Origin of the sequence: Gemmobacter lanyuensis (genome assembly GCF_014652355.1) — a bacterium.
GTDB lineage: Bacteria > Pseudomonadota > Alphaproteobacteria > Rhodobacterales > Rhodobacteraceae > Gemmobacter > Gemmobacter lanyuensis.
In genome coordinates, this window is the sequence record NZ_BMYQ01000013.1 from 1 (window position 1) to 18,827 (window position 18,827).

The window sequence follows — 18,827 nt, forward strand, 5'->3', positions numbered from 1 at the left end:
CCAGGTCGCAGACTACGGCCTCGTCGCAGACCTCTTCGCCGCCGTCCCGGAACTCACCGCAAAACTGTGACCGCAGAGCGCCCGCACAGGCGCATGGAACGGGGGGAGGCCACAGCTCCGCCCCACAAAAGACGCGGCCGCCGAGGACTTGCCCGGCGGCCGCGCTTCCAAATAGCTCGGCTGAAAACGCCGCAGCGGTGCCAATTCATGGTCGTCCCTGTGGCGCCGACATCTGGCGCCTCACACCGGGCTGAGCGGTTCAATCCAGTGTTTCAAACTGGCGCGGTGGTTCCGTGGCGAAAAACGTCCGCACCGAAAGGGGCCAATTCAGCCAGGAAGCACATCTTTCAGAAGCGGGTTCGGGAAACGCCGCTCGCGGGTGACCGCGAAAAAGGTTTCCAGAATGCCATCCAGTCGGCTCGCCTCGACCAGCGCCCCCGACAAAAGCTCGTCCCGCACGACGATTGGTGGAATGATGGCCAGGCCTGCATCCGCACGGGCCAAGAGGCGGATCATCGCCATGTCATCAACCTCGGCCGCGTAATTCGGGGCCACTTGCAGCCGGGCGGCCATCGCATCAAACGCGGCCCGCAGGCCGGTCGCCCGTGTCGGCACGACCAGCGGCTGTGTCGCCAGCAGATCCCGTAGCGGCACGGGGGCAGGCCCGACCCGACCCGGCGTTCCGATCAGACTTACGGGTTGTTCATCCAGCCGATGGATGAGCCAATGGCTTGTGGCATCGCGTGCCGGGGCAACGTTTGTCAGGATCACGTCGAGGGCCAGCGCCTCGAGCCCGCGCAACAATTCCTCTTGCGAACCAGAGATCAGAACGACTTCAACATCTGCCCGGCCAAGGAGCGGCCGCAGGAACTGAAACTGAAAATTGCGCGACAGGGTCGCCAGCGCCCCCACACGGAGCGCACGGCGCGACCGGCCCGTTTCCCGCAGCGTGGCGGTCAGGTCATCCACCGTGCGAAAGATTGCCTCGGCATGGTCAAGCGCGATGCGCCCTGCCTCGGTCAGCACCAGCCCGCGCCCGCGGCGTTCAAAGAGATCCTGACCAAGCGAGGCCTCGAGCGCGCGCAGTTGGGTCGACAGCGCGGATTGCGACAGGTTCAGCCCGCGTGCAGCCCCTGTCAGCGTTCCATCGCTGGCGATGGCCCGAAACAGACGCAGGTGGTGCAGGTTTAACTGGGCCATTGTTCATCATATAGAACGATTTAACATAATATATGTAATTTTATGAATTTCGCGCAAGCGCTAGATCGCAGTCAATCAACCAGAGACGGAGACTGTGATGACAGCCTTGGCCTTACCCTTTCTGGCCCCCCTCATTCTGCTTGTCGCAGCTTTGCCGTTCCTCCTGCGATCAGGGCGGCGCCCCGGTGCGATGACCCAGTCGGCGGAACTTGCGACGTTGGGTGCGCTGGCGATGGCGCTGGCGGGGCCTGTGCAATTCTGGTCGATGGGCCCGCTGGCCCTGAGGCTGGAAGGTCTTCCACTTTTGCGGCTTGACGCGATCAGCGTGACCCTGGCGACCCTTGTGTCCTTTGTCGGTTGGATCGTGGTGCGGTATGCCGGGCGCTATCTGGACGGCGAGGCCCGCGAGGGACGCTTTCACGCGCTCACACTGGCGGCGGTTGCTGCCGTGCTGGTGTTGATCCAGGCGGCAAGCCTGCCGGTGCTGGTCGTGGCGTTTTTTGCCACCGGGCAGATCCTGCGGCAGTTGCTGTTGTTCTATCCGGATCGCCCCGAGGCGCGGCGGGCGGCTGCAAAATTCATTCGCGTGTGGCTGGGGGGCGACGTCGCGCTGGCCGTTGCCATGGGCCTCTTGTGGCACAGCTTCGGAACGACCGAGATCGCCACGCTGGTGGCTGCGTCCGCGCTCGATGCCCCGGCCCAGCTGGCGGTGGCCCTGATCGTTCTGGCTGCGGCCCTGAAAACAGCGGCCTTTCCGCTGCATGGCTGGCTTACAGAGGTGATGGAGGCACCTACACCTGTGTCCGCCCTTTTGCATGCCGGGATCATCAATTCGGGCGGCGTGCTGCTCATCACCCTTTCGGGCCTTGTGCAGCACAGCGCCGGGGCGATGGCGGCGCTGGTGGTTCTTGGAGGTTTCACCGCGTTGTTCGGGGCGCTGGTGATGCTGACGCAAAGTGCCGTGAAAACGGCTTTGGCCTGGTCCACCGTCGCGCAGATGGGTTTCATGCTGCTGCAATGCGGGCTGGGCCTGTGGGCGCTCGCGCTTTTGCACATCGTTGCCCATTCGCTTTACAAGGCGCATGCCTTCCTGTCTTCGGGCGGTGCGGTCCGGGCTGTGAATGCGCTGCGCAAGCCGGGACCGGTGGCTGTACCCGACCTGGCCGCCGTGGCGCGGTCTTTCGGACTGGCGCTGATGCTCTATCTTGCCGTGGCGGCGGCGTTCACCCTGCTGGTCGGGGACAAATCGCCTCAGGCGCTGGCCCTTGGGACGATGCTTATCTTCGGCGTCTCTTACCTGATCGCACAGGGCCTTGCCGATGCGGCGCCCGGCCCCCTGACCCGTCGGACGGTCGCCGCCTCACTCGCGGCCGCGCTGGCCTACTTCAGCTTTCAGGTCGTGGCGCAGTGGATCTGGGGGCCTGCCCTGCCCGCAGTGCCTGAAACTGGCCCGCTGGAATGGGCGCTGATCGTGCTGGCCGTCTTGTCTTTCGGGCTGGTGGCCTTTGCACAGGCACTTTTCCCGCTGTGGGCGCATCATCCCGCAACGGCGGGGCTTCGGGTGCATCTGGCAAACGGACTTTACCTCAACGCGCTTCTGGACCGCATGATCGGCGGCTTCCGGACATCCCCCAAATCCTGACGGAGGCCCCGATGTTCCTCAAGCATAGCCAGATTGCCCCTTCCATTGTATCGCGCCTTTTGCAGGCGGCCGAGGCCGCAGCGCGGGCCATTCCACCCGCCTTCCCGCTGGACGCGACCGTTGCGGTGAACCCCTTTCTTGGCCAGACGGGCGAGGATCTGGCCCAGGCTTCGGCAAGGCTGGCGCGGGTGGCCGGGGTGCGGCTTACCCAACCTCGGACCGAGCTTGTCGCCAAGGTGCTGCGCGGCGAGATCACGGATGATGATCTGGCCGCCGCACTGATCGCCTCGCCCGCTGCGGTAAAGCCGCGCGATCTGGCGTGGCTCAAGGCGCGGATGCATAGCCCGGTTGCGGAGCCTCAGGCCCTGCCGACCGTGGCTGAACTTGCCGCAGATGCCACGGGCATCGATTGGCCGGCCGTCATTACGCGCAGCTTCGGCCTTTGGGCCGGCGGGTTCTTCGATCGGGGTCAGGCACTTTGGACACCGCGGCCGGGCCATGGAGCCTTTGCCGCCTGGCGGGAATGGGCGACCCATGACCTGACGCCGGAAATTGCGGGGCTGACCGGATTTTCTGCACATGTCGCCGAGGCCCCGGATACTTCGGAACGCGCCCTGCTGCGCGCGGCGGAACGGCTTGGCCTACCGCCCGAAGCCGCCGAAACGGCCTTCCATCGGCTGCTGGTTGATCTCGGTGGCTGGCCCATGCACGCCCGGTGGCTATTGTGGCAGGCCGAGTTGAAAGGCGAAACCGAAACGACGCTGACCGACCTGCTGGCCATACGCCTGATCTGGGAAGAGGCGCTGCTGGCCCATATCCCGCAGATTGCCGACGCTTGGCAGGCGGCGGTCGCAGCACATGCTGCCCCCGTCTTTGCCACGGCCGACGACGCCTTGGATGCCGTCTTGCAGGATGCGGCGGAACGCGCGCATCAGCGCAGGCTTGCCTCGCTACTTTCGGGTCCGATACAGCGGACGGGCCGCGCCAGACTTCAGGCCGCATTTTGTATCGACGTGCGTTCCGAAGTGCTGCGGCGCGCATTGGAGGCACAGGATGAAGCGGTTGAAACCCTTGGATTTGCCGGGTTTTTCGGACTTCCACTTGCCCATCGGCCGGAAGGCACGGACGAAATCCAGGCCCATCTTCCTGCACTTTTGGTGCCAAAGCTCACATCCACCAGCCACAAGGATCACGATCAGGAAACCGCAAATCGCATCAGGGCCCGCGCGGCGCGCGCCTGGGGGCGGTTCCGGCAGGCAGCCGTTTCGTCATTCGCCTTCGTCGAAGCCGCCGGCCCCATGTATGGTGGCAAGCTGATCCGCGATGCGCTCGGGCTGGGGAACGCCGGGTTTGCGTCCGGGCCGCTGCCGCGGATCGAAGGGGGGCTGACCGCCGCGCAAAAGGCACAAACCGCTGCCGCGGTGCTGCGCGCCATGAGCCTGACCCGGGATTACGCCCGGCTTGTCCTGTTGATCGGGCATGGCGCCCAGCTTACGAATAACCCGCATGAAAGCGCCTATCATTGCGGAGCCTGCTGCGGCCAGACCGGTGAGGTTTCGTCGCGGCTTCTTGCAGCGCTGCTCAATGATCCCGAAACACGTGCAGGGCTTGCGGACCAAGGGATCGAACTGCCGGAGGACACGCTTTTTGTGGCGGGTCTGCATGATACGGTGACGGACCGGGTGGTGCTTTACCACGACAACACGGCACCGGGGCATGCGGCGGATGTAAAGCAGGCCCATGCATGGCTTGAGGCCGCGGCACGGCTTGCACGGGCCGAACGCGCGCAACGCCTGCCGGGCGCTACGGCAGAGGGGCTGGCGAAACGCGCCCGTGACTGGGCTGAGGTTCGCCCGGAATGGGGCCTTGCGGGATGTGCGGCCTTCATCGCCGCGCCACGCAGTGTCACTGCGGGCCGCAACCTGCAGGGCCGCGCCTTCCTGCACAGCTATGACTGGGGCATGGACAAGGGCTTTGCCACGCTCGAACTCATCCTGACCGCGCCGGTCGTGGTCGCAAGCTGGATCAGCCTGCAATATTACGGATCAACCGTGGCGCCCCGGCTGTTCGGGGGCGGCAACAAGCTGATCCACAATGTGGTAGGCGGCATCGGTGTTGTCGAGGGGAATGGCGGTCTTTTGCGCCCCGGCCTGCCGCTGCAATCGGTTCATGATGGCGAAAGGCCCGCGCATGAGGCGTTGCGCCTGTCCGTGATGATCGAGGCGCCGGTCGAGCCGATCACCGAGATCCTCCGCCGGCATGATGCAGTCCGGCAATTGTTCGACAACGGCTGGCTTCACCTCTTCGCGTTGCAGGACGGTCGGGTCACGGCCCGCTACCAGCGCGGACTGCGTTGGGAGGCGGGGTCTTTGGCGACCGGCCTGCAGGTCGATTGATTAATCGGGGGGGGCCCAAGGGCCCCCCCGCGCAGGGACGAACGGCAGCGGCACCGGGGGCATGCCGTCTCTGCAATCCCCGACCGCGGGATTAGAGCACGAAGTCCGTCGCATCGATGTGGATGGCGAGGGTGTTTTGCAGGAACACCTCGAATTCTGCCGTGGCAACATTGCCATCCGTATCCACCTGAACCCGCACGCCCGTCGTCCGCGCATCCGACCAAGTGTCATAGAAAACCGAGAAGGCCATCAACCCTGCGGACGACAGGCCCAGCGTTCCAGCGTGGAGAGCCGAGAAATCCAGCGTGTCATGGTTCGCCCCGGTAACAGTGCCGGTCGCATCGAAATCGGTGATGGTATCGCCCGTATCCCGTGTCGAGAGGAAAACAAAAACATCGTTTCCACTGCCGCCGGTCAAAAGATCGGCGCCATAGCCCCCCGAGATGCTTTCACTCTCAGCGCCCCCCAGAACGGTATCACGGCCCGATCCCCCGAAGACAAGATCGATCCCCGCGCCGCCATTGAGCCGGTCATGGCCGGACCCGCCCCACAGCGTATCGTTGCCAGCCCCTCCCTCCAGCACGTCATCGCCTGCTTGCCCGAAGATCGAGTCATTGTCGTTGCCGCCGCGCAGATCATCGTTTCCGCCGTGACCGTACAGCGTATCGTTCCCCGCGTTGCCGCTGATCGTATTCCCCCCGGCGCTGCCATTGAGGGTATTCGGCCCGCTGCCGCCGCTGAAAATACCCGGGTTGGTGGCGGTGGCACCGCCCGCCCGGTCAAAATCATTCGGGTCCGGGTCCGCCCCGGCATATTCGCCGGGCGAGGTTGCAAATTGGCGATCCGTTTCTCCGCCAATGGTAATCACCACCTCTTGCACGGTGCTGGCACCCTGCTCATCGGTCACGGTCACACCGAAGGTTTCGCTCACTTGATCGCCCGCATTCAGCGCCTGAACCTCTGGCGCGGCGTTATTCAGGACATAAAGCCAATGGCCGTCCGCGCTGACATCGAAGCGGCCAAATGCGCCATCGGTTGATCCGCTGAAAATCAGCGTCGCGCCCGCGTCAACATCAGCGGCAATGACTTCCCCGGTTGCCGTGATCCGGCCGTCTTCCGTGACCGCACCAATTTGCGGATCCGAGAGAATTTCCGGCGCATCATTGGTGCCGGAAATTCCGATCGCAACCCATTGCTGGGCGGTCCCACCGGCGCCATCGGACACAGTGACGACAAAGGATTCCGTGACTGACTGTGTTGCGCCAAGCGATTGAACCCCCGCATTGTCCAGATGATAGGTCCAGACCCCGGATTCATCATCCACCACAAAGCTGCCATAGGCGCCTTGGGCACTGCCGCTGAACGCAAGAACTGTTCCCTGATCGACATCGGTGGCGATCACCTGGCCCATGGCGACCGGCACCAGGTCTTCGGCAACAGTGCCCCCTTGCGGGGCGGAGGTGATCTCGGGCGCGTCGTTGGTGCCGGTGACGGTTAACGTTACGGCCTGGCTCGCCGTCTCGCCAAATTCATCGGTCGCGAGGACGGTAAAGGTTTCGATCGCTGTCTGCCCTGCCGCAAGGTGCTGCGCCGCCGCGCGATCAAGCGCATAGGTCCAGAGTCCGGAGGCGGCATCCACGCTGAAGGCCCCAAAGGCCCCGTCCGTCGACCCGGTGAAGGACAGAACGGCACCAAGATCGACGTCTGATGCCGTCACCTGCCCCTGGGCGGTCATCAGGCCATCTTCGGCAAGTGCCGCTTCCTGTACGGCCGAGGTGATTTCGGGGGCATCATTTGTGCCTGTCACCCGAACCGTGATTGTCTGGGTCAGCACACCGCCCTTGCCGTCCGACAGGGTCACGGTGAACTGCTCGACCCGGGTTTCATTCTCGGCCAGCGCCTGTGCCGCCGTGTTGTTCAAACGATAGGTCCAGTCTACACGGCCTGCCGAGGCATCGACCTGTGCCAGAACCTCGCCGAGAGAAGACGGCTCTTGTGCCTCGACCGTGACAGAATGTTGGTCGTTACGATCCAGATCTTCAAAGAAGAAGGCACCGGAATCGCTGAAAGTTCGGTCCTCGGTCACCGTACCCGACAGGTCCGTCGCCGCAGACTGGACCAGAGTCGGGCCGTTGTTGCTGCCAATGAGATTGAAACTGACGCTCGTCCAGCTGAGCGTGCCATTGGCAAGCCGGATGGCGTAAGCGAAAGAATCGGCATAAACCTCACCGGCCCCCAAAGCGCGGGCGCCATTGGGGCCAAGAGCCGTGACTGTCAGCTGCACCTGGCCATCGGCGCGGATGGAAATTTCATTTCCCCGGGCAGTGCGATTGATCGCCCCGATTGCGTCCCGCGCAACCAGATCCTGCATGGTCAGCGATTGGCCACCGGCACCATCATCCAGCGACCAAAGGGTCTTGGCCTTGCCGCCCAGATCATTGGCCATCACGTCCAGCACAAACGAAACCGGATTGTCGCGTTCATTTTCCGAAAAGGAGAAAGTATCGCCCCTTGCCTGGGGCGCATTTGCAAACAGGTTCAAATTCGGGCTGGTCGCCATACGGAGACTCCTTGCACGTCAAGCAGCAACGCACATCCGATGGACTGTAATTGCGGCAAAAGTATAATTAAAATTGATCTTTTGAATGTGCTGACGTCTCGCCCACCCGGCGCTCTGAATGTTTTTCGGCCGTTCAGGCCACCTGACCGGGGCGGCCCGAATTTTCGTTCTGGCGCGTCTCATCCCCGGCGGCGTTGATCGTGTTGATGATCAGAATCGCCAAGATCAGCGCCAAAGGCTGGTTGACCGTTGCAAACAGATGGCTGGACAGGCCGGAATCCAGAATGGCGTGATTGGTACCGCCCTTCGTTAAAGATCAATGGCCGTGCCGCCGCACCATTGCAAACCAGATGAAACGCATGACAGAGGGAACGATCATCGCCCCATCACATGTTCCGGCACTGTGCAGCCGCGCGAAATCCGTGCCAGGAACAGGCAGACGAATGGCGCGAAGGCAATCCACCAAGCCGCGGTGATATCGTAAAGGCCGCTGGCAAATTGCGACACGCCGAAACCGATCGTGACGGCGGCGCTCAGCACGGTGGTGACCATGGCTGCAAGGGCAAGGCAGGTCGAAAGATAAAAGGCCATGACATAGATGTACCATGTCCCGAAGAACCCCGTTCACCGCCGAAAGGCCGCGACCCAGATGATCGGCAGACGCACAATCAGCTTTGGGCCGATGGTGACAATCGTGTTGAACCCCTCGCAGAATCCACTCCCGGCGGCACGGATCATCACATCGTTCCGTGGCGGCTTGGTCATCGCGGCACCTTCCCTGCGATTGCGGCGGACCGCCCAGCCCCGCTTGGGAAATGACCGGATGCGGTGTGGCAAATAGGGGATCTAGGGACCAAGCGCTCCGCATAGCTTTTCAAATTCTGCATGTGCCGCAATGCAGAAAGACAAAATAGTATCAGCCGGGGCGTCGTGAAGTGGTAGCTCCTCCCGATTCTTTCGTGCATTTTGCAAGGGCAGGTCGTGATCCGGACGGAACGGCCCGCCCCACGGGGGAGACGTGGGTGCCTGAAGGGGAGAAGCGCATGAAACCAGATCTTGAGGTCGTCCAGATCGGCCATGGCCAGTCCTTCAAGGCCTGGGAACATGGCTATCCGTTCCATACCGTGCGCTGGCATTTCCACCCCGAGCTGGAGATCCATCAGGTCGTGGCCACCTCGGGCCATTACTACATCGGCGATTTCATCGGAGAGTTCGATCCGGGCAATCTGGTGCTGACCGGGCCGAACCTGCCGCATAACTGGGTGTCGCATGTGGCGGAAGGCACGGTGATCCCGCTGCGGAACCGCGTGCTGCAATTCCCCGAAGATCTGCTGGCCCGCATCGCCGAGCTTTTCCCCGAAACCGGGGGCTTTGATGCGCTGTTTGCGCTCAGCCGTCGGGGGGCGCTGTTTTCGGATGCCTGCAGCGCCGATTGCGCGCCGCTTCTGGCCGAGTTGATCCATGCCAAGGGGCCGCGGCGGGCAAGCCTGTTTCTGATGCTGCTGGCGCGGCTGGCCGAAGACAGCGGCGCCGTGGCGCTGTCTTCGGATACTTATCTGCCCGATCCTTCGGGTTTCATGTCGGCGGGCGTCAACAAGGCGCTGGCCTTTATCAACGACAACCTGACCGAGGATTTTGGCGAGGCGGATCTGGCCCAGACGGCGGGCATGTCGGCCTCGGGCTTTTCGCGCAGCTTCCGCAAGCATACGGGCATGGGCGTGGTGGAATATGTCAACCGCCTGCGGATCAATCTGGCCTGCCAGATGCTGATGAACGAACCCGAAAGCACCGTGACCGATATCTGTTACGCGGTCGGCTTCAACAATCTGTCGAATTTCAATCGGCAGTTCCTGCGCCGCAAGGGCATGCCGCCCAGCCGGTTCCGCGCGCTGCTGGAGGGCAACCGCGCCTTCGCCGCCTGACCTGAACCACCTACCGCAACTCTGGCCGCGCCCGACCCACCGGTGCGCAGCGCGGCCTTTTGTTGCCCGGCGACGGGCAAGACACAGCGCAACCGGGAAAAACCCGTCCTGTCCACCGACAGGGGAAAGAACCAGACTGACTGCAAGGGAGAGAGAGAAATGACCAAAGCCAAGACCATCCTTCTGGCCGGAGCGGCCATCACCCCGCTGTTGCTCGCCACGGCCAGCTTCGCGCAAGAGGCCGCCACCGTGGCCTTCCTGATGCCCGATCAGGCCTCAACCCGCTATGAACAGCACGACTTTCCCGGATTTCAGGCCGAAATGGCCAAGCTTTGCGCCGATTGCACGGTGATCTACCAGAACGCCAATGCCGATGTGGCGCTGCAGCAGCAGCAGTTCAACTCGGTTCTGGCGCAGGGCGCCAAGGTCATCGTGCTGGACCCGGTCGACAGCTCGGCCGCGGCGGCGCTGGTCACGCTGGCGCAATCGCAGGGCGTGAAGGTCATCGCCTATGACCGCCCGATCCCCGGCACCCCGGCGGATTATTATGTGTCCTTCGACAACAAGGGCATCGGCCAGGCCATCGCGCAATCGCTGGTGGATCATCTGAAGGCCAAGGGCGTGCCCGAGGGCGCAGGGGTGCTGCAGATCAACGGCTCGCCCACCGATGCGGCGGCCGGTCTGATCCGCGACGGGATCGATGCGGCGCTTGACGCTTCGCCCTACAAGACGCTCGCAGAATTCGACACGCCCGACTGGGCACCGCCAGAGGCCCAGCAATGGGCGGCAGGCCAGATCACCCGGTTCGGCGCCGAAATCGTGGGCGTCGTGGCGGCCAATGACGGCACTGGCGGCGGCGCGGTTGCGGCCTTCAAGGCGGCAGGCGTGGACCCGGTTCCGCCGGTCACCGGCAATGACGCGACCATCGCGGCGCTGCAACTGATCATCTCGGGCGATCAATACAACACCATCTCGAAACCCTCCGAGATTGTGGCGGCGGCGGCGGCCCATGTCGCGGTGACCTTCCTCAAGGGCGAAACGCCCGAAGCCAAGACCACGCTTTACGACACGCCGTCGGAACTGTTCGTCCCGGCCGTCGTCACCGCCGAGAACATCAAGACCGAAATCTTCGACAAGGGCATCAACACCCCCGAAGAGGTCTGCACCGGCGAATATGCGGCGGGCTGCACGGCGCTTGGCATCACCCAGTAACCACGATCCGGCCCCGGTTTATCCGGGGCCGGCCTGCCAGACACTCCGGGGAGGACATCATGCAGGCACGGGAAAGATTGCCCGCGAAGGGAGAGAAGATCCTCTCGCTGCGCGGCGTTTCCAAGAAATTCGGCGCGGTTTCCGCCCTGACGGACATCGATCTGGACGTTCATGCGGGCGAGGTCGTGGCCCTTGTGGGCGACAATGGCGCCGGAAAATCGACGCTGGTCAAGATCCTGGCCGGGGTGCATCAGCCCACCAGCGGCGAGATTTCCTATATGGGCCACCCCGCCACGCTCGACAGCCCCGCCAAGGCGCTGGAGATGGGGATTGCCACGGTATTTCAGGATCTTGCGCTATGCGAGAACCTTGATGTGGTGGCGAACCTCTTCCTCGGTCATGAGATCAACCCTTGGCGGCTGGATGAGGTGCAGATGGAGGTCCGCGCCTGGACCTTGCTGCAGGAGCTGGCGGCCCGCATCCCTTCGGTGCGCGAACCCATCGCCTCGCTGTCCGGGGGGCAACGCCAGACAGTCGCCATTGCGCGCTCGCTGCTTCTTGATCCGCGGATCATCATGCTGGATGAACCCACCGCCGCCCTCGGCGTCGCCCAGACGGCCGAGGTCCTGAACCTGATCGAGCGGGTGCGCGACCGTGGGCTCGGCGTCATCATCATCAGCCACAATATGGAGGATGTCCGCGCCGTGGCCGACCGCATCGTGGTGCTGCGCCTTGGCCGCAACAACGGTGTCTTCACGGCCGATACCTCGCATCAAGACCTGGTGGCCGCGATCACCGGCGCCACCGAAAACGCCGTGTCGCGCCGGCAGGGGCGCCGCGCCGCCGCAGAGGAGACCCAGGCATGACCGGCACCAAACACGAAGGCCAAACCCTTGACCGCGCCGATGCGCGCGTGCGCCATGATGACAGCCTCGCCGGGGCGCTGCGCGATTTCACGGATCGACTTCGGTCGGGTGATCTGGGGATGCTGCCCGTCATTGTCGGGCTGGTCCTGATTTCCGCGGTCTTTTCGGCGCTGAACCCGGTGTTTCTGGCCCCGAACAACCTTGTGAACCTGCTGTTCGATTGCGCGACGGTGGGCGTGATTTCGCTGGGCATCGTCTGCGTGCTGATGCTGGGCGAGATTGATCTTTCGGTTGGATCGATGAGCGGTCTGGCCTCGGCCATGATCGGGGTGATCTGGGTCAATGCCGGGGTGTCGTTGCCGCTGGCGATCCTCGCGGCACTTGTCGCCGGAGCGCTGATCGGGGCGGTTTATGCGCTGCTGTTCAACCGTCTGGGGATGCCCAGCTTCATTTCTACCCTGTCGGGGCTTCTCGCCATTCTGGGGTTGCAGCTTTACATCCTTGGCCCGACCGGGTCGATCAACCTGCCGTTTGCCTCGCCGCTTGTGGGGTTCGGGCAGCTCTGGATCCTGCCCGCATGGCTCTCTTATCTGCTGGGGCTGATGCCGGGGGCGATGATGGCCTGGGTTGGCCTGTCGGTGATGAAGCGTCGCCGTGCGGCGGGCCTTTCGGCGCAACCGCTGGGGCGGCTGGTGCTGAAGGCGGTGTCTTTGACGATCTTGCTGGAATTTGCGCTGTGGTATCTGCACCTTGGCCGCGGCGTGCCGGTCATGTTCGCGCTGTTCCTGCTGCTGGCGGTGGTCCTGAATTACGGTCTGACGCGCACCCAATGGGGCCGGTCGATGTTCGCCGTGGGCGGCAACCGCGAAGCCGCGCGGCGGTCCGGGATCAATGTCCGCAAGATCTATATCTCGGCCTTCATGCTTTGCTCCACGCTCGCGGCCCTTGGCGGCATCCTGTCGGCGGCGCGGCTGGCCTCTTCCAGCCAACAGGCCGGGACGGGGGATGTGAACCTCAATGCCATTGCGGCAGCGGTGATCGGCGGCACGAGCCTTTTTGGCGGGCGCGGCAGTGCCTGGTCGGCGGTGCTGGGGATCATCGTGATCCAGGCGATTTCCAACGGGCTGACGCTGCTGAACCTGTCCTCCTCGCTGCGATACATGATCACCGGCGGCGTGCTCGCCATCGCGGTGATCGTCGATAGCCTCGCCCGCCAATCCCGCGTCAGCCATGGCCGCGGCTGACCTGAACGGAGAAGAATGATGTCTGAACGTTTGACTGGAAAAGTGGCCGCCATCACGGGCGCGGCCTCGGGGATCGGGCTGGAATGTGCCCGCACCCTACTGGCCGAGGGCGCAAGCGTCGTGCTGATCGACCGCGCCGAGGATCGGCTGGCTGCCCTCTGCGCCGAACTGGGGCCGAAGGCGCATCCGCTGGTGGTGGATCTGCTGGACGGCGCGCAGGTGTCGGGGATGCTGCCGCGCATCCTGGCGCTTGCCGGGCAACTCGACATTTTCCACGCCAATGCGGGTGGCTATGTCGGCGGCCCCATCGCGGAAGGTGACCCCGACAGCTGGGACCGGATGCTGAACCTCAATATCAACGCGGCCTTCCGGTCGATCCATGCGGTTCTGCCGCATATGATCGGGCGGAAAAGCGGGGATATCGTGCTGACATCCTCCATCGCCGGGGTGGTGCCGGTGGTGTGGGAGCCGGTCTATACCGCCTCGAAATTCGCCATTCAGGCCTTTGCCCATACGATCCGCCGCCAGCTTGCGCCCCAAGGCATCCGCGTGGGCGCCGTTCTGCCCGGCCCGGTCGTGACCGCCCTGCTGGACGACTGGCCCAAGGAAAAGATGGAGGAGGCGCTGGCCAATGGCAGCCTGATGCAACCTGTCGAAGTGGCCGAGGCCGTGCTTTTCATGCTCACACGGCGCAAGGGGGTGGTCGTGCGGGATCTGGTCATCCTGCCCAATACGGTGGATCTGTAAGATGCTGATCGGGGTCGATGTCGGAACAGGGTCGGCGCGCGCGGGCGTCTTTGACGCGCAGGGCAGGCTACTGGGGGGGGGCAAGCACCCCGTCACGATGTGGCAGGAACCGGGCGAGATTGTCGAACAGTCGTCGGATCAGATCTGGCAGGCCGTCTGCGCCGCCGTGCGCGAGGCCATGGCCGCATCCGGCGTTTCGCCGGGGGCCATCCGCGGTATCGGCTTTGACGCCACCTGTTCGCTGGTCGCCATCGGCCCAAAGGGCCGCGGCATTCCCGTCGGACCGTCGGAAGATCCCGCGCGCAATGTGATTGTCTGGATGGATCACCGGGCGCAGGCCGAAGCGGAAGAGATCAACGCAGGCGGCCATGCGGTGCTGGAGTATGTCGGGGGGCGCATCTCACCCGAAATGGAGACGCCCAAGCTGTTATGGCTGGCACGTCACCGGCCGGAAGCTTTCGCCGCGGCCCAGCATTTCTTCGACCTGTCCGATTACCTGACCTGGCGGGCGACGGGGCGGCTTGCGCGGTCTTCCTGCACGGTCACCTGCAAATGGACATACCTGGCGCATGAAGGTCGGTGGGATGCCGATTATTTCCGTGCCATCGGCCTTGGTGTGCTGGCAGAAGAGGAGTTCCGCCGCATCGGCACCGAGGTGGTGGCCCCCGGCACCCCGCTGGGGGAGCTGACCGCAATCGCCGCCGCTGATCTTGGGCTTGGCGGTGGTGTCACCGTTGCCGCGGCGCTGATCGATGCCCATGCCGGTGGGCTCGGCACGCTTGGGGTCCGGATTCCCGGTGAGGATGCCGCGCCAACCCGGCGGCTGGCCTATATCTTTGGCACCTCGGCCTGCTCCATGGCCTCGACCGAGGAGGCGACCCCCGTTTCGGGCGTCTGGGGGCCTTACTTCAATGCGATGTTGCCGGGGCTTTGGCTGAATGAAGGGGGCCAATCGGCGGCAGGTGCGGCGCTGGATCATCTGGTGCATTTGCACCGTGATGCCCCAACGCTGGCAGAAGAGGCCGCTGCCCGGGGGCGCACGCTGATCGCTCATGTCGCCGATCACGCAGCCCGGCTGGCCTCCGATCTTTCGGCGACGATCCATGCGGCGGGCGAGATCATCGTGGTTCCCGAATTCCTCGGGAACCGGTCACCCTTTGCCGAGCCCGAGGCGCGCGCAGTCATCAGCGGTCTTGGCCTTGATCGCGGGCTCGACAGCCTCGCGGCACTTTACCTCGCCGGACTTTCGGGCATCGGCTATGGTTTGCGGCAGTTGTTGGACCGCTTCACCGCGCGCGGGATCGACATTTCCACCATCATCGCCAGCGGCGGTGCTGCGCAAAGCGCGCTGTCGTGTCAGATGTTGGCGGATAGCACCGGGGTCACCGTGGCCCTGCCTGATGCGCCCGAGCCGATCCTGCTGGGTGCCGCAATGCTGGCGGCGGTGGCGAGCGGCGCTTACCCTGACGTGCCTGCGGCGATGGGGGCGATGTCGGGCGCGGCGCGCATCTTCCGGCCGGTCACGGGACGCATGGCCCACCTGCATGACGCGCGTTTTGCAGCTTTCACCGCCTTGCAGGCCACTGCGCGTGACCTGCGGACACACCTGCGCGACGCCTGATCGCCCGCGGGTGACGGCCCCGCGCCGTCATCCCCCTGCTGCGGGCAGCACCTCAAGGGCACAGATGCTGTTGACCAGCCGCATCTGCTCGATCGTCTCGCACCGCGCCTCGCGCAATCGTGGCGCACCGAACACAAGGGCAAGCCCTTTGGCCCGTGAGACCGCCACATTGATACGATTGAGCGAGAACAGAAACTCCATCCCGCGCGTGGTTTCTTCGGCAGACGACGCCGTCATGGACACCAGACAGACCGGCGCTTCCTGCCCCTGGAACTTGTCGACCGTTCCCACACGGATGGCGGCGGGCAAGGCATCGCGCAATGCGCCCACCTGCGCGTTGTAGGGTGCGACAACGATGATGTCGGCGGGCCGCAGAGGGCGGGTCACGCCGTCGCGCCCCGTCCAAAAGCCTTGCAGAAGCTCGGCCACTGCCGCTGCGATGGCCGTGACTTCCTCGGGGGCGATCTGGGCATTGCCCTCATGTGGAACTGGAACCCAAAAGGCGCCTGCCTGCGGATAGCCGATCCCGGACACGGCCTGGCGCGCCGTATCCGGGTGGCTGCCCAACCGCTCCTCATACATCTGATCCGAGATGTATCCGCAAACGCGGGGATGCATCCGGCGCGAGACCGGCAGAAAAATTCCTCTGTCCGGCGGCACGGTGGCATGATCGCCCAACATCCATTCCAGGCAAGACAGGTTCGCAGGCGGGGGATGCGCGCCCTGAATGACCTGCGGCAATTGGCGTGGGTCACCGACCAGCACGATATTGCGCGCCGCGCGGCCCATTGCAGCCATATTGGCCAGGCCGACCTGACCTGCCTCATCGACGAAAAGCCAGTCAAAGGCCTGGATGTTTTCCTCACGCGCGAAGAACCAGGCCGTAGCGCCAACAACATGGCGGCCTTGGGCCGCGTCCTCATTGCTTGTGGTGCGATGGATCGGGCAACCGTCGGGATACCCATCCTCGTCACCGCCGGTTTTATGCACCAGATCCAGCGTCATCGGCAGATCGGCATCCTCGGCCGCGGCAAGGCAACCCATCAAGACATTGCGGATCGCCTCATGGCTGTTCGAGGTGACACCAACCCGAGCCCCCTGCCCCACCAGCGACAGGATTGCCCGCGCCGTGACATAGGTTTTGCCGGTTCCCGGCGGCCCCTGGATCGGCAGGACGGTTTCATCCATCGCCCCAACGGCCGCAACAGTGCCTGCGACCGGATCATCGACCGGTGAAAGCGACCCCGTCGTCAGCCGCGGTGCGGCCCGCGACAACAGATCATCCACCGCGCGCCAACGGCGGGCGCCGCATTGATCGGCGATCACATCGCGCAGCGCAGCTGCGATGATATCGGTGTTCAGGGGCCAATCCGGGTGCAACGTCAGCTGATCGGCAAGCAAATGTGCCTTTCCCGAGCCAACCTTGAGGGTGATCTGCCGCTTGCGCCGATCAAGGTCTTCGATGGCCACCGTGGTGGGCGCCCCGCCGGGCACCGGGACCGTTGCCCGTTTGCCGCCGCGCAGTTTGGTTTCCTGGGGCGGGAAGCGATAGCTGCGGATGAAGGACCGCTTCACAGGCTCGACCGCACCGATGGCAGACAGACCGGCAAGGGCGTCCAGATCATCGATCAGGCCGTCGGGATCGCGGGCGGCAGAATCAAAGACGGCCCATTGTGCGGGCTTCACCTCGCGTTGGTGAAACAGGCCGAGGTTGAACAGCAAATCCTGACGTTCCTGTGGCAGACCGCTCGCGGCAATCGCCGCGCGCAGGCTCTCATTCGCGGCGGCATCCGTGCTTTCTTGCGCAGCGGCATCGGTCACGGGTTGCGGCCAAGGGCCGGCAGGTCGGATGCTGACCAGCCAGTCGCGCAGCTCCTGGGTCGAGATGCAATCAATGCGGTTGTAATCTTCGATCTCTTCCAGAATTTGTGGATCGTCGGTCTCGCGCCAGGCCTCATAGGCCACAACGGAACCGCCGGCGGTCTTGACCTCTCCGTCGCGGGTGCGGCCATAGAAGGCTTCCATCGACTTGATCGAATAGTTCGCCTCCGAGGCGATCAGGCCGCCCCGCACGACGGCGAAAAGATCGACAAAGCGCCCCTCGCGCAGCAAGCGATCCAGAAAGGCCTCACCTACCCCGTATTTGGTACTGAGACGTCGAAGCGCGGTGATTTCATAAGCCGCATAATGGTAGATGCGGGCCTGAGGAAAAGCCGCAAGTCGGCTTCGAAAAAAGGCCAGAAGATCGCTCAGCGCCCGCGCCTCTCCGGCCGGATCATGGGCCCAAAACGCGCGGAATTCACCATCGCACCAGATGCCATGCAGATATTCCAGCCCGCCGGGATAATGCGGGTCCCCCTCTATGTCGTAGAACAGATCCCCGGGCTGCGGTTCCGGCAGCAGATCAAACCCCTTGCCGGGTTCCGGCGGGCGCAGTTCAAAGGCCGGGGCGCCGGTCTTGCGGGCGTGCTGCAACCGGCCCTGTGCAACCAGCCGGGTCCGCGTCCCCTCGGCCAGACCACGCACCGGATGATCCAGCGCAGCAAGCCCCGCCATAGTGGTGACGCCGGCGGCCTCAAGCTTTTTCACCTGGCCGCGGCTGATGCCCGCCACATGGAAAAGGCTGTCTTCGGCCTGCCAGACACTTTCGCAGTGATCCGACCAGCGGCACAGCGCACAATCGGCACAGGGGACCGGCCGTGTCGGGGGCGGCGCGGCGGCAAAGCCTTCCAGCCGCGCGCGCGCCGCGCGGGCGTAATGGGCATAATCGGCAAGGCGCAGCGTCGCGCGCGTCCCATCGCCCAATTCGACATGGGCTTCTTCGGGAAGAACACCCTGCACTTTGGCCAGCAGATCGGAATAGAGCACGAGTTGCAGCACGTGCTTGGGGTGCGGCCTGCGCTTCAGCTTGGTATCGGCCACCTCATAACTGAAGTCGCCCAGGGCAGAGGGTCTTTCGACCCGCAACAAAAAGTCTGACCAGCCGCCCCAATTCCCGGCCAGGAAGGCCCCCTGGAACACAACCTGCGGGCCAGCAGCAAGGGCGGCCTGCGTCTGGGCCGCATTGACCTGCAGATCGCCCCGGTCAATTTCGATCACGCTCAGCCCTTGGGCTTTCAACCGTTCAAGATGCCCGGCCTCATGCGCGTCGCCCTGCCGCTGCAAAAGTGCGGCATCGGCACTGTCGGCGCGCGGCTCGGGGCCTTTGCCCTGAAGGCGCAGCAGATCGAGCTGCGTGGCATGCGCGCAGCCCGTGAAGCGCATCAGATCTGTTGCCGAAAACAGAAGGCTACCGCCGAAATATCGCATGGTCGAACCGAATACCTGTCACGCGGCACGGCCGGGCCGTTGGGGGCGCGACCATGCGATGTCTGAATGGTTTTTCTGCAGTTTCAAGACTCTGGCAGGAAAGTGCAA

General features: G+C 64.1%; 12 protein-coding genes and 2 pseudogenes. 9 read left to right on the forward strand and 5 right to left on the reverse strand.

All coding sequences use genetic code 11. The features are described 5' to 3' along the window. Positions 1–70, forward strand: a pseudogene (locus IE101_RS19845) (electron transfer flavoprotein subunit alpha); the annotation flags it as partial. A 257-nt stretch (positions 71–327) separates the two neighbouring features. Here the strand turns inward: IE101_RS19845 and IE101_RS16090 are convergent. Further along, positions 328–1,200 carry a LysR family transcriptional regulator gene (locus IE101_RS16090; RefSeq protein WP_189634870.1) on the reverse strand — a complete coding sequence of 291 codons (873 nt, stop codon included), beginning with the start codon at positions 1,198–1,200 and terminating at the stop codon, positions 328–330. A gap of 97 nt (positions 1,201–1,297) precedes the next feature. Between IE101_RS16090 and IE101_RS16095 the strand changes: the two genes are divergently transcribed. Then, complete coding sequence (locus IE101_RS16095) at positions 1,298–2,842, forward strand: proton-conducting transporter transmembrane domain-containing protein (protein WP_189634871.1); 1,545 nt, start codon at positions 1,298–1,300, stop codon at positions 2,840–2,842. Positions 2,843–2,853: 11 nt separating this feature from the next. Continuing rightward, entirely contained in the window at positions 2,854–5,238 is a 2,385-nt protein-coding gene (locus tag IE101_RS16100; protein ID WP_189634872.1) for a YbcC family protein, read from the forward strand. Positions 5,239–5,329: 91 nt separating this feature from the next. Here IE101_RS16100 and IE101_RS16105 read toward each other — a convergent pair whose 3' ends face one another. The 3 genes and pseudogenes from IE101_RS16105 to IE101_RS16115 form a co-directional block, all read right to left on the reverse strand. After that, positions 5,330–7,798 carry a VCBS domain-containing protein gene (locus IE101_RS16105; RefSeq protein ID WP_189634873.1) on the reverse strand — a complete coding sequence of 823 codons (2,469 nt, stop codon included), beginning with the start codon at positions 7,796–7,798 and terminating at the stop codon, positions 5,330–5,332. Positions 7,799–8,179: 381 nt separating this feature from the next. Continuing rightward, positions 8,180–8,266 (reverse strand): annotated as a pseudogene (locus IE101_RS19850) (BCCT family transporter); the annotation flags it as partial. A gap of 156 nt (positions 8,267–8,422) precedes the next feature. Beyond that, positions 8,423–8,563: a hypothetical protein gene (locus tag IE101_RS16115; RefSeq protein ID WP_189634874.1), complete on the reverse strand. Its 141-nt coding sequence runs from the start codon at positions 8,561–8,563 to the stop codon at positions 8,423–8,425. Positions 8,564–8,841: 278 nt separating this feature from the next. On the opposite strand from IE101_RS16115, the gene IE101_RS16120 reads away from it, so the two are divergent. The 6 genes from IE101_RS16120 (at position 8,842) to IE101_RS16145 (ending at position 15,410) form a co-directional block, all read left to right on the forward strand. Then, positions 8,842–9,720, forward strand: a complete 879-nt coding sequence (locus IE101_RS16120; RefSeq protein ID WP_189634875.1) for an AraC family transcriptional regulator — start codon at positions 8,842–8,844, stop codon at positions 9,718–9,720. 159 nt (positions 9,721–9,879) lie between these two features. Further along, positions 9,880–10,932: an ABC transporter substrate-binding protein gene (locus IE101_RS16125; RefSeq protein WP_189634876.1), complete on the forward strand. Its 1,053-nt coding sequence runs from the start codon at positions 9,880–9,882 to the stop codon at positions 10,930–10,932. 59 nt (positions 10,933–10,991) lie between these two features. Next, positions 10,992–11,798, forward strand: coding sequence for an ATP-binding cassette domain-containing protein (locus IE101_RS16130; RefSeq protein WP_189634877.1), 807 nt, complete (start codon positions 10,992–10,994; stop codon positions 11,796–11,798). Further along, complete coding sequence (locus IE101_RS16135) at positions 11,795–13,042, forward strand: sugar ABC transporter permease (RefSeq protein ID WP_189634878.1); 1,248 nt, start codon at positions 11,795–11,797, stop codon at positions 13,040–13,042. The genes IE101_RS16130 and IE101_RS16135 overlap by 4 nt, the downstream gene beginning before the upstream one ends. 18 nt (positions 13,043–13,060) lie before the next feature. Beyond that, entirely contained in the window at positions 13,061–13,789 is a 729-nt protein-coding gene (locus IE101_RS16140; protein WP_189634879.1) for an SDR family oxidoreductase, read from the forward strand. Between the two features lies 1 nt (position 13,790). Continuing rightward, positions 13,791–15,410, forward strand: a complete 1,620-nt coding sequence (locus tag IE101_RS16145; protein ID WP_189634880.1) for an FGGY-family carbohydrate kinase — start codon at positions 13,791–13,793, stop codon at positions 15,408–15,410. 27 nt (positions 15,411–15,437) lie between these two features. Here the strand turns inward: IE101_RS16145 and IE101_RS16150 are convergent, their stop codons facing one another. Next, positions 15,438–18,719 (reverse strand): TM0106 family RecB-like putative nuclease, encoded by a 3,282-nt coding sequence (locus tag IE101_RS16150; RefSeq protein ID WP_189634881.1) that lies wholly within the window; start codon positions 18,717–18,719, stop codon positions 15,438–15,440. Between the last annotated feature and the right edge of the window lie 108 nt (positions 18,720–18,827).